At 69.7% G+C, this 11,896-nt stretch carries 10 protein-coding genes; 3 read left to right on the forward strand and 7 right to left on the reverse strand.

Annotation, left to right across the window (positions count from 1 at the left end):
• Both Q8M82_RS07555 and Q8M82_RS07560 read right to left on the reverse strand, forming a co-directional pair.
• Positions 1-3,414: AsmA family protein (locus Q8M82_RS07555; protein ID WP_305690759.1), on the reverse strand; the 3,414-nt coding region annotated here is incomplete at its 3' end.
• 137 nt (positions 3,415-3,551) lie between these two features.
• On the reverse strand, positions 3,552-4,991 hold the full coding sequence (locus Q8M82_RS07560) for an FAD-binding oxidoreductase (RefSeq protein ID WP_305690760.1): 1,440 nt from the start codon (positions 4,989-4,991) through the stop codon (positions 3,552-3,554).
• A gap of 262 nt (positions 4,992-5,253) precedes the next feature.
• Between Q8M82_RS07560 and Q8M82_RS07565 the strand changes: the two genes are divergently transcribed.
• Positions 5,254-5,814: a thioesterase family protein gene (locus Q8M82_RS07565; RefSeq protein ID WP_305690761.1), complete on the forward strand. Its 561-nt coding sequence runs from the start codon at positions 5,254-5,256 to the stop codon at positions 5,812-5,814.
• A 36-nt stretch (positions 5,815-5,850) separates the two neighbouring features.
• On the opposite strand, the gene Q8M82_RS07570 is transcribed toward Q8M82_RS07565, so the two are convergent.
• The gene (locus Q8M82_RS07570; protein WP_305690762.1) at positions 5,851-6,645 is read right to left on the reverse strand and encodes an ion channel; all 795 of its coding nucleotides are present in this window, start codon (positions 6,643-6,645) and stop codon (positions 5,851-5,853) included.
• Between the two features lie 113 nt (positions 6,646-6,758).
• Between Q8M82_RS07570 and Q8M82_RS07575 the strand changes: the two genes are divergently transcribed.
• Positions 6,759-7,040 (forward strand): DUF427 domain-containing protein, encoded by a 282-nt coding sequence (locus tag Q8M82_RS07575; protein WP_305690763.1) that lies wholly within the window; start codon positions 6,759-6,761, stop codon positions 7,038-7,040.
• 6 nt (positions 7,041-7,046) lie between these two features.
• Here Q8M82_RS07575 and Q8M82_RS07580 read toward each other — a convergent pair whose 3' ends face one another.
• The 4 genes from Q8M82_RS07580 to Q8M82_RS07595 all read right to left on the reverse strand — a co-directional run bounded on the left by Q8M82_RS07580 (position 7,047) and on the right by Q8M82_RS07595 (position 10,794).
• A complete protein-coding gene (locus Q8M82_RS07580) occupies positions 7,047-7,673 on the reverse strand; it encodes a class I SAM-dependent methyltransferase (protein WP_305690767.1) in 627 nt (208 codons plus the stop codon).
• A 35-nt stretch (positions 7,674-7,708) separates the two neighbouring features.
• Positions 7,709-8,923: a BtaA family protein gene (locus tag Q8M82_RS07585; protein ID WP_305690768.1), complete on the reverse strand. Its 1,215-nt coding sequence runs from the start codon at positions 8,921-8,923 to the stop codon at positions 7,709-7,711.
• 133 nt (positions 8,924-9,056) lie between these two features.
• Entirely contained in the window at positions 9,057-10,025 is a 969-nt protein-coding gene (locus tag Q8M82_RS07590; protein ID WP_305690764.1) for a tripartite tricarboxylate transporter substrate-binding protein, read from the reverse strand.
• 64 nt (positions 10,026-10,089) lie between these two features.
• Positions 10,090-10,794, reverse strand: coding sequence for a GntR family transcriptional regulator (locus Q8M82_RS07595; RefSeq protein WP_305690765.1), 705 nt, complete (start codon positions 10,792-10,794; stop codon positions 10,090-10,092).
• A gap of 252 nt (positions 10,795-11,046) precedes the next feature.
• Here Q8M82_RS07595 and Q8M82_RS07600 point away from each other — a divergent pair.
• On the forward strand, positions 11,047-11,896 hold an 850-nt coding region (locus Q8M82_RS07600; protein WP_305690766.1), incomplete at its 3' end, for an isocitrate/isopropylmalate family dehydrogenase.

Below are 11,896 nucleotides of genomic sequence, written 5' to 3' on the forward strand. Positions count from 1 at the left end.
CGCGCGCGCCCGCTCGGCCCGCTCCTCCGCCTCCATGCGGCGCCGCATCTCCTGCTCCATACGCGCCTGCTCGGCCCGGCGCAGTTCCTCCGCACGCCGCTCCTCGACGAGGCGACGGGCTTCTTCGGCCCGGCGTTCCTCCTCGGCGCGCTTCTCCTCGGCCAGGCGGCGCTCCTCCTCCGCCTTCAGGAACTCGGCGAGCTTGCGCGCATTCTCGCGCATCTCGCGTTCCGCCCGCAGGCGCCGGGAATGGGTCGCGCGCTCGCGCGCATCAGCCTCGAAGGCCTCGACGCGCTCGATCTCGCGCGCCAGCGCCCGCGCCGCGACCATGTTGGACAGCGCATTCACATCCGTCTCGCGCCGCGGCGCGGCGAGCGGCCCGCGCCACGCCACACCGATCTGCGGCGCATCGGCCGGCCAGCCCTTCGGCAGCGCACCCAGCGGCTTGAGGCCGAGGCGCAGATCGAGCGTCAGCGCCCGCAGATCGACGATGCCGCTCGCCTCCGTCCGCAGCCCGCTGCGCTCGAAGGTCAGCGGCTGCAGCCGCACGAGCCCCCCCGCGAGCGTGAACGGCACAGTGACGCTGCCGAGCGCCCAGCCATCGCGATCGAGCGCCTCCGACAGGCGCTCCTGAAGCCTTGCGGCATCGCTTTCGGACGCGTCCTCCCCGGTCGTCGCGATGATGCGGGCATAGGCCGCGGGATCGAAGCGGCTGAGGCGCGCCTCCGCGAAGGTCAGGGCGCCCGCGCCGCCGAGCCCGGCGATCAAACGTGCCGGGCTCTCGCCCGAGCCGCCCGCCTCGATCTGGCCCGACACCTTGCCACCGAGGCCGCCACCCGTCAGCGGCGCGAGATCGACGCCTTCGAGCGTCACGCGGCCCGACAACTGCGCCAGCCCGCCCTCGCGCCGTGTGGCAAAGCGGCCGCCGACGCGGCCGCCGCCGAAGGGCGCGCTCAGATCGTCCAGCCGCAAGCCGTCCTGATCGGCGCGCAGGGCAAACCGCGCCCCGCGCAGGATGATGCCGTCCGTCGCCGTCACCGCGCCGGCCTCAATCGCGAGATCGAATTCCGGCAGGCTCGCCGGTGGGCCGAAGCGGGCGGTCGACCAGGTCGAGGCGCCTGCCGGAGCAGCCCCCAGCGCAGCGCCCAGCAGCCCGCGCAGATCCACCGACGGCAGGGCGAGACGGCCCGTCAGCCGGCCGCCCTCGCGCGCCAGAGCGAGCGTGCCATTCGCCGACGCGCCGGCCAGGTTGAACACCGCCTCGTCGAGCGTGACTGCATCAGGCGTGACCGCAAGGCGGGCATGGGCATCGACGAGCCCGTCGGGCAGGAGACGCGCGGCACCGTCGGGCAGGATCTGGCCCGGCCCCTCGGCCTGGAGCGTCAGCCGCGAGGCGGCCGGGCCGTCCTGCTCCAGCACCATCGACAGCCCGGGACCGGCCAGCGTCGCGACGCGGCGAGCGGCATCCTGCTCCAGCACCAGCTCGCCCGGCCCGCTCTGACGCGGCACCGGCAGCCCGAAGGCCTGGAAGGCCTGGCGGCGGTCGGCGAGATCGAAGCGCAGGCGGGCACCGATCCAGCCTCCGCCGCCGTCGAGCCGCCCGGTCAAGGAAAGCCGCCCGGCCTGCGCCGCCCCGTCGAGAACCAGCCCGGTTTCGCCGCTGGGAGCCCGGGTCAGACGAAACCCCACATCGAGCCGCGACAGCCCATCGCCGACGCGGCCGAGCACCGGCCGCGCCGCCTCGGGGACGAGCGGGCCTGCCAGGGCCGCGAGCGTCTCGAAGCGCGGCGCCCGGATGCGGCCCGCGATCTCGCCGCCTTCCGCCAACAGCGCCCCCGAGCCTGTGACATTCACGCCACCGAAGCCGTCGATCGCCAGGCGGCTGAGGCGCCAGACCGCGCCCTCCCGGCGCAGATCGAGACTGGCCGAGCCCGGCGGCGCGTTGCGGAAGCGCGCCTGAGTCAGGCTGAGGTCGAGCGCGAGATCGCGTGCGCCGATCAGCCCCGCGAAGCTCGTCCCCGGCGGCAGCGTATTGAGGTCGAACCCGTTGAGAACCGCCTTCGCGGCGAGCCGCTGAGGCGTGACATCGCCGGAAAGGTCGAGCCGCACGCCGGAAGAGCCCGTCACCATAAGCCGCTGCAGGCCGACACGCCCGCCGTCCCAGGCGCCAATCGCCTCGGCGTCGATCTGGCCGAGCGCGGCGACGAGATCGGCCAGCGCCGGGTCGAGCCCGGCCCGGGCGAGGACGAGCGCGATCCGCCGCGAATCGTCGGCCTTGAGGTTGAGCCGCCCCGCCACGCCGTCGAGATCGGCCGCCCCGCTCGCACCCAGCAGGGCGCCCGCCACGCGGACCGAAGCGGTCGCCTCCGAGAGGCCATTGCCGTCCAGTCGGCCGCGCAGGCCAAGGGCTGAGAAATCCTCCCCCCGCCAGATCAACTGGTCGAGGTCGAGCGACAGGTCGAGACGTCCCGGTAGCGTCTGCAGCACGCGCGCGAAGCCAGGGCGCGCGGCCAGCGCCTCCGCCAGGGCATCGGCATCCAGCCGGCGGGCCCGCAGGGCGAGCGAGCCTGTCCCGGTCGCCGGAAGAAACTGCCCCTCGCCCTCCAGCCGCGCCGCGCCACCGGCAACATCGACGGTCAGGCCGGCGACATCGAGCTGGCGAGAGCCACCCGTCACCTTGCCGGACAGGGCCAGCGCGCCGCCCGGCGCCAGGGTGAAGGCTCCGTCGAGACCGGGCGGCGCCCCGGCCCCCGGCAGGAGGAAGCTGCCGTCGAAGCTCAGCTGGATGTCGTGCCCCGTCACGAACGCCTTGGCCCGCAGCCTGCCGTCGGGCTCCATCCCGCCGGTGGTGACGCGCACGGACGCGCCGGCGGCCTCACCCTCGATCCGCCAGGGACCCGCGAGCGTCACAGCAGCAATGTCCGCGGCGATCGGTCCGATGGTCACGGGCTCGCGGCCCGCCTCGCGCCAGACCAGCACCGAGCGGCCGACGGAGAGGTGATCGAGGCTGGTCTGGGTCGGCAGGCCCGAGCCCGTGCGCGCCGGCAGGCGCAGCGCGCCCGCCTCGTCGAGCGCCACGACCACCGTCGCGCCCTCCGCCCGCGCATCCGCGATGCGGAACTCACCACGCATCAGGGCCGACAGCGCGAGTTCGACGGTGAGCGTCTCGACCGCGGCCCTGCTCGTATCCGACTCCGTGCCCCCGAAGCGGACATCCCGGAGCGTCAAACGGGGCGAGGGCAGCAGCCGCAGGCCGATGCCGCCGCCGATCCGGGTCTCGACGCCGAGTGCGCTCGCCAGCCGCTCCTCGAATTGCGGCCTGTGGTCACGCCAATCGACGAAGCCCGGCCCGACCAGCGCGGCGAGCAGCGCCAACACCAGCAAGCCGGCCAGAACTGTCAGGGTCTCACGCAACGTCCGGCATTGTCCTCGTCGTGGGATGGAGCAGCGCAGTCACGCCGACGGGCATCATGCAGGCAAGTCGCGGCGAGATCACGACAATTCCGGCGGCCTCGCCGGCTTTTTCGCAGCTCCGGCCCCTGCCCGCGGCCTCAGACCACGACGATCTTGCCGGGGTTGAGGATGTTGCGGGGATCGAGCGCCCGCTTCAGCGTGCGCATCACCTCGAGGGCGGGCGCGCCGTGCTCTCCTTCGAGATATTTGATCTTCTTCTGGCCGACGCCGTGCTCGCCGGTGCAGGTGCCCCCCATGGCCAGCGCCCGCTTCACCAGCCGGTCGAGAAAGCCCTGGACCCGCGCCACCTCGTCGGGGTCGGCGAGATCGAGCAGCGGCTGGGTGTGGAAGTTGCCGTCGCCGACATGGCCGGCGATGGGCGCGATCAACCCGGTCGCCTCGATGTCGCGCTTGGTCTCCTCGACGCAGTCGGCAAGCTGCGAGATCGGCACGCAGACATCGGTCGCCAGCGTGTCGGCGCCCGGCCGCAGCGCGCGGCCGGCCCAGTAGCCATTGTGGCGGGCTTCCCAGAGTCGCGTCCGGTCCTCGGCCTTGGTTGCCCAGTCGAAGGGGCCGCCGCCGAACTCCGTCGCGATCTCGCCGAAGCGCTCCGACTGTTCCTTCACCCAGGCCTCGGTGCCGTGGAACTCGACGAAGAGCATCGGCGTCTCCGGCAGGCCGAGCTTGGAATGCAGGTTGAAGCCCTTGATCATCACCTCGTCGAGCAGTTCGATGCGCGCCACCGGGATGCCGGTTTGGATCGTCATGATGGCGGTGTCGCAGGCCGCCTTGATCGAGGGAAACGGGCACACGCCGGCGGCGATCGCCTCGGGGATGCCATGGAGCTTCAGCGTGATCTCGGTGATGATGCCGAGCGTGCCCTCGGAGCCGACCAGCAGGCGGGTCAGATCATAGCCGGCCGAAGTCTTGCGGGCCCGCGTCGAGGTCTTGACGATCGAGCCGTCCGCCATCACCGCCGTCAGGGCGAGCACATTGTCCTTCATCGTGCCGTAGCGCACCGCATTGGTGCCCGAGGCCCGCGTCGCCGCCATGCCGCCGATCGAGGCGTCGGCACCGGGGTCGATCGGGAACATCAGCCCCATGTCCCGCAGATGCTCGTTCAGCTCCTTGCGGGTGACGCCGGCCTCGACGACGCAGTCGAGATCCTCGGCATGCACCGCGACGATGCGCTTCATCTGGCTCAGGTCGATGCAGACACCGCCATAGGGGGCGTTGACATGGCCTTCGAGCGAGGTGCCGGTGCCGAAGGCGATGACGGGGACCCCGTGCCGCGCGCACAGCGTCACGATCTCCGAGACCTCCTGCGTGTCCTGCGCATAGACGACCGCATCCGGCGGCTGATTTGGAATCCAGGTCAGCGTGTGCCCGTGCTGCTGACGAACGGCGAGACTCGTCACCAGCCGGTTGCCGAAGGACGCCGCCAGGGCCTGCGTCACGGCCGCAATGGCGTCCGGCGAGGGCGGCAGCGTCGCGGCGGTTGCGGATGTTTCGTGCAGGGCCGTGGCGGGAAAGCTCATTGTCAACATCCGACTCTGGAGTTTACATTTGAAACAAGTCGGCATCGCTCTTCGTTGCGATGTCGTCAGGCGTCCGGGCCGATCATCCGCTGTCCCGAACCGGGCCGGCGGAACGGTCCGGATGCAGTAAGATAGACCATCGCCGCAGGCAACGGGCTCGCCCGATCCTGCGCTTTCGGTGCGGTCACCATGCGCCCGCCGCGGGATGATGGCGGCCAGCCTCGCGCGCAGGAGAACAGGCTTTGAAGGAAGGGAGGCGGCCATGAAGCAGGACATCCGCGCTCCGGCGCTGTTCTTCGCGCCCTTCGTCTCTTCGGCGATGCGGGTGGAGCCGCAATGGATCGACTATAACGGCCATCTCAACATGGCCTATTATCATGTGCTGTTCGATCGCGCGGTGGACGAGGTCTTCTCGCTGGTCGGGCTCAACCGCGACTATGTCGACAGCCGCCACGCCTCGACCTTCACCGCCGAGTGCCACATTCTCTACAAGCGCGAGCTGACCGAGAGCGATCAGGTCCGCGTCACCGCCCAGCTCATCGCCTTCGACGACAAGCGGCTGCACTATTACCTCGAGATGCGACACGCCACCGAAGGCTGGCTGGCCGCCACCAGCGAGAACCTCTCGCTGCATGTCGACCTGACGAGCCGCAAGGTCTGCCCCTTCCCCGCCGACATCCTCGCCAACATCGCGCTGATGAAGGCGGCCCACAGCATGATGCCGCTGCCGGCGACGATCGGGCGCATCATCGGCATGCCCGAGAAGACCGCCATCACAGTCGAGGGCATGACCGGCGAACGCGAGACCGAGACGCGGCACTGACTCGCGCCAGCCACGCCATGCGTGGCGGACCCGCCCTCACCCGGGATCGGGAATGCACAGGATCTGCCCGCAGGCCTTGCAATGCACCGCATCCGGCTCGTGCCGCTGCAGGCCGCAGCGCGGGCAGGGATAGCTCACCTTCGCGGGCCGGAAGATCGCCTGCGCGAGGCGCACGAACAGCGAAATTCCGATGATCATCACGGCGATCGAGGTGAGCTTGCCGGCCGTGCCCGGCAGGGTGATGTCGCCGAAGCCGGTCGTCGTCATGGTGGTCACGGTGAAATAGAAGGCATCGACATAGCCCTCGATCCCCGGCCGTCCGCTGAAGAAGAAGCTGTAGATGAAGCCGGTGACCACGAAGAGGAAGGTCGTCAGGTTGATCACCGCCCGCGCAGCATCCTCCCGGTCGCGGAACCGGGTGCGGCGCCATTGCTGCCAGATCACGCCGCGCTGCGACAGCGTCCACAACCGCAGGATTCGCAGGAAGCCGAGATTCTCGAGCATGCCTGGCACGAGCAGCGTCGCCAAGATGACGAGATCGAGCAGCATGGTCGGCTGCCGCAGCAACCGCGGGATGTTCGAGGCCGCCAGCATCCGCGTCGCGATCTCGGCGGCCAGGATCGCGGCGACCGAATAGTCGATCCAGAGAAAGGCCGGCCGATCCCGAATCAGCGGCGTCGCGATGAAGAAGGCGATGATGACGATGTCGATGACCATCGTCGCGAACTGGAACCGCAAAGCGGCCGGCGAGCGCCCGTGATAGAGCTGCCGGAGCCGGTCGCGCAGGCCGCCGGGGGCGTCGGGCGCATCGCAGGGAGGCATTCCGCTCATCGGGCGGCGCTATCACGCGACTGTCAGGGCGTCCAGCGCAGCCGTGATTGGCGACGGCGCGCCCTCCGGTCTAGTTTGCCGGCAAGGCCAAGAAAAACACGGGAGCGAACACCATGGTCAGGGCGATCTGGAACGACACGGTCATCGCCGAGTCGGACGACACCATCATCATCGAGGGCAACCACTACTTCCCGGATTTCTCGCTGCGCGCGGACTTTTTCAGGCCGAGCGAGACGACCAGCGTCTGCGGCTGGAAGGGCACGGCGAACTACCACTCCATCGTGGTCGACGGGAAGGAGAACCGCGACGCCGCCTGGTATTATCCCGACCCCAAGCCCGCCGCCGCCGAGATCCGCGGCCGCGTCGCCTTCTGGAAGGGCGTTCAGGTCGCCTGACCGGCCTCAGCCGACTCGCTTCAGCACCGCGAGCGCGGCATAGCCGCCATGGAGCGAGGTCGCGCGCAGGGTCGCGCCGACCTCGACCGCGGCGTCCGCGAGCACCTGAGCCAGTTCCCGCCGCGGCGTGACGTGGAACAGCGCCAGCCAGCGATTCAGCACCGCACCGAAAGGGCGCGGCAGATCGCGCTGGTCGCCGAAATCGACGATGTGCAGTTCGCCGCCCGGTGCCAGACGCCGCAGCGCCTCCTCGACCACGCCCTGCCAGGGCGGGATCATCGAGAGCGCATAGGAGATCACGATGCGGTCGAACCCGGCCCGGCCGAACAGAGCCTGCGGATCGAAAGCCGTGGCGTCGGCCTGGGTGAGAGCGATCCGGTCCGCCAGGCCGGCCCGCCCGACCGAGCGCCGCGCCGTCTCCAGCATCGCGGAGGAGACGTCGAGGCCGAAGCAGGCCCGCCCGGGATAGGCCTGCGCGATCCTGACCAGGTTGCGGCCGGTGCCGCAGCCGATCTCCAGCACGCTGCCGCCCTCCGGCGGCGCGAGGTCGTCGATCAGCCGGTCGCGCCCGAGCAGGTAGAATTTGCGGCTGGCGTCGTAGATATGCCGCTGATGGCGATAGATCGCGTCCATCAGCCCGGCCGCATCGCCGCCGGGCGCGAGCGTCCTCACGCCACCGCCTCCGGCCGCACATAGAGATGGAAGCCGCCATAGATCGCCGAGCGATCGCGCGCACAAAGATCCCGGCTCATCTCCTCCTCGTAGCGCCATTGCTCGAGGATCTCGGCCGGCACACGCCCCGGCAGCAGGCGCTCGTCAGCGGCGGTGCGGAAGATGACCCGTGCGCCGGGCTTGGCCGTCCGGGTGATCTGCGCCCACAGCGCCGTCAGATCGGCGTCGTTCATCCAGTCCTGTGCATCGAGCAGGACATAGGCGTCGCAGCTCTCGGCCGGCTGCGCCGCCAAGAAGGTCGTGATCGCGCTCTGGTGATAGGAGACGCGGCGGGCCCGCGCCCGGACGCGCTCGAAATGCGTGCGCTGTAGATAGGGTGGCAGCGCCGCGTCTTCCGCGGGCTCGTAGCTGCGCCCGAAGGCCTGCCTGGCGAAGTAGTTGGTCTTCAGATCGAAGCCGCAGGCCAGCCGCTCGAGCCGGTCGCGCAGCGCGCCCCGGATGCCGTCAGCCCCGTCGGCGGCGAGCGCCTTGTATTGGGCCGGCGGAATGCCGAGCCCGTAGAGCGAGGCCGGCTGGCGGATCAGCCAACGCAGGAAGTGCTTGTCGAAGACCGGCGCCAGATGCCGCTCGAACAGGACGCGCTGCTCCGCGAGATCGCGCGCCTCCAGCATCCTGCGCGGGTCGCAGCCGAGCGCCCGCCCGAGCAGATGGCCTGCTCCGATGAAGCGGCCGAGCAGCCCGAAGCGATAGACGTTTCGGGCGAACATGCCGATGCGGCGCCGCCCGTCGAGCCCCCGCCCCTCCCAGTAGCTGCGCGAGGCCGCATCGAGATGCGGGGCGATCTCGCGGTCATAGAGGGCGATGTTCTCCCGCGACTGCGCCTGCCCGAAGAAACGCAGGAACGCGTCATGGCGTGTCATGCGAGCCAGCGCGGCCAGCTTGAGCTTGCCCAGCGCGATATGGGCGCCGTTGAGGTCGATCGCGCTGATCTTCGCCGGATCGGCCGTGAGATAGGAGAGAACGTTGCAGGAGCCGGACGCGATCGCCACGACATGGTCGTCCGGCTTCAGCGCCAGCGCCTCCATGTCGACGACCGGGTCCTCCCAGATCTGCGGATAGACCAGACCGGAGAAGGCCAGCGTGAACATCCGTTCCAGCAGGCCTGCCCTGGAGAGAGGCTTGTTGCGGTGAACCGCCGTCGTCAGCCCCATGCTGGTCGTGCGCCGCACCGCACGGGCCGTCTGTGTCGCCTGATCCGTCACGGGGCCCTCGCTCGCCATCCCTCGATGGCGAGCCGACTAGTGGAGTCGCATGACGCTTGGGTGACGCGACCGGGTCGTCAGATCACTGCGCCGTGACGCCGGCCGCCTTGATCACCGGCGTCCATTTGTCGACCTCGGCGCGGACATGGGCGCCGAGCGCCGCCGAGCTCTGGCCGGCATCGTCGGGAATGATGCAGCCGAGTTCCAGCAGCCTCGTCCGGACACCCGGATCGGCGAGCGCCGCACGCCCGGCGGCATTGAGACGGTCGACGATCTCCTTCGGCGTGTCCTTGGGCGCGAAGATCGCGTTCCAGCCGACGGCCTGGAATTCAGGCAGACCGCCCTCGGTGCTGGTCGGCACGTCCTTGGCGACATCGAGCCGGTTCGGCGTCGCCACGACATAGGTCTTCAGCTGGGTGAGCTGGGGCACGATGCCGACCGTCTGGTCGCAGACATAGTCGAGCTGCTTGGCGAGCAGTGCGTTCATCGCCGGGCCGGAGCCACGGAACGGTACCTGCTGCACCGGCGCCTTGATCAGATGGTGGAAGAACACGCATGTCAGGTGAGAGGTCGAGCCGATGCCGCCATGGCCGTAATTGTATTTGGACGGGTTGGCCTTCAGCAGCGCGATCAACTCCGGCAGCGTATTGGCGGGGAAGTCCTTGTGGGCCGAGATCAGCATCGGCGTGCCCGCCGTGTTGATGACGGGCGCGAAATCGGTGCGCGGATCATAGGCGAGGTTCGGATAGAGCCCGACCGAAGCCGAGTGGGTGCCGAGATTGCCCATCATGATCGTGTAGCCGTCCGCCGTCGCGCGGGCGACGCGCAGCGAGCCGGTCGTGCCGCCGGCCCCGGCGACGTTCTCGACCACGATCGATTGTCCGAGCGTGCGGCTCATATGATCGGAGACGATCCGCGCGATCACGTCTGTCGGCCCGCCCGCGGCGAAGGGCACGATCATCGTGATCGACCGGGCCGGATAGGTTTGCGCGGCCGCGGGTGCGGCGGCCATGGCGAAAGCGGCCCCGAGGGCCAGGATCAGACGACGCATTGTTTCCTCCGTGAGTTGATGCCGCGTTGGCCGCGGTCTGGGATGGTTGGGACGGGCAGACGGCTCACATGTGCCGCAGGCCCACGCTCTCGATCAGCGGCAGCAATTCGTCGCGGGCCCGGATGCGGTGTCGGCGCGCCGCCTCGCGGGCGAGACCCGGCAGGCCGCGCCGGATCGCGTCGCTGGTGTCGCGATGCTCGGCCTCGGAAGCCGGCAGGCGTGGCCGCAGCCGGAGTGTCAGCATGCGCGCGCGATGCGACTGGTCGTTGACCGTCTGGATGATGCGCGCGAAGCGGCCATTGCCGCAGCGCTCGACCAGCAGGCGGTGGAAGGCCTCGTCGGCATGCCCCCAGGCGGCCAGATCGCCGGCGGCGAGAGCCTGCCCCATCGCGCCGGTGGCCCGGTCGAGATCCTCGGCCAGCGAAAGACGCGCGGCTTCCGGCAGCCGCGCCGACAGCTCGGCCGCGCCGGACTCGATCGCGATCAGCACCTCGTAAATCTCGGCGATGTCGTGGGGAGCGAGCGCGCAGATCAGGATGCCGCGCTTGGGCAGGATGCGGACGAGCCCCTCCTCCTGCAGGCGCAGCGACGCCTCGTGCACGGGCGTGCGGCTCATGCCGAGTCGCAGCGCCAGTTCCCCGGCCGAAGCCTGGTAGCCGGGCGGAAAGACGCTTTCGCGGATCGCATGCTTCAGCGCGCCATAGGCGGCGTCGACGAGGCTCGCACCCCGCTCCCCCGCTAGCTCGACCGGCTTGCCGCGCAGCACCATCCCACATCCTCCGTCGGTATGACTAACAGCTTCCATGGAAGCTGCAATGGATTCTTGACTTGCAGTGACTTCGCTTCCACAGACTGTGAAGGGACGCGTCATCTCGGGCGCCCGAAGGGAGACCCAGGATTCACTCCGGAGCCTTTCCGAACGAGGCTCCGGAATGGATCCCGGATCTGCGCGGCTTTGCCGCTTGTCCGGGATGACCCGCAATTTCGCATTGAAACCCCAGGATTGACGCAGGAGCGCATCATGAAGACCCACCGCATCGCCGCCATCCCGGGGGACGGCATCGGCGTCGAGGTCATTGCGGCCGGCATCGAGGTGCTGGGGGCCCTGGCGCGCCGCGACGGCTCGTTTAGCTTCGCCTTCGATCATTTCGACTGGGGGTCGGACTACTACAAGCGCACCGGGCTGATGATGCCGGCCGATGGGCGCGAGCAGATCAAGGACCATGACGCGATCTTCTTCGGCGCCGTCGGTGCGCCGGACGTGCCCGACCATGTCACGCTCTGGGGCCTGCGGCTGGCGATCTGCCAGCCCTTCGACCAATACGCCAATGTCCGCCCGACGCGCGTCCTGCCCGGCATCACCTCGCCGCTGCGCCACGTCTCGGGCCCGGAGCTCGACTGGGTGATCGTGCGCGAGAACTCGGAAGGCGAATATGCCGGCGTCGGCGGGCGCGTGCATAAGGGCTTCCCCGAGGAGGTCGCCACCGACGTCTCGATGATGACGCGAACCGGCGTCGCCCGCATCATCCGCTACGCTTTCCAGCTGGCGCAGGCGCGGCCGCGCAAGCTGCTCACCGTCGTCACCAAGTCGAACGCCCAGCGCCACGCCATGGTGATGTGGGACGAGATTGCCGCCGAGGTCGCGGCCGAATTCCCCGACGTGACCTGGGACAAGATGCTGGTCGACGCCATGACCATGCGCATGGTGATCAAGCCCGGCAGCCTCGACACCATCGTCGCGACCAACCTCCATGCCGACATCCTGTCGGATCTCGCCGCCGCGCTCGCCGGCTCGCTCGGCATCGCGCCGACGGCCAATCTCAACCCCGAACGCGCCTTCCCCTCGATGTTCGAGCCGATCCATGGCTCGG

This window comes from Allobosea sp. (assembly GCF_030694325.1).
In the GTDB taxonomy this organism is placed as follows: Bacteria; Pseudomonadota; Alphaproteobacteria; order Rhizobiales; family Beijerinckiaceae; genus Allobosea.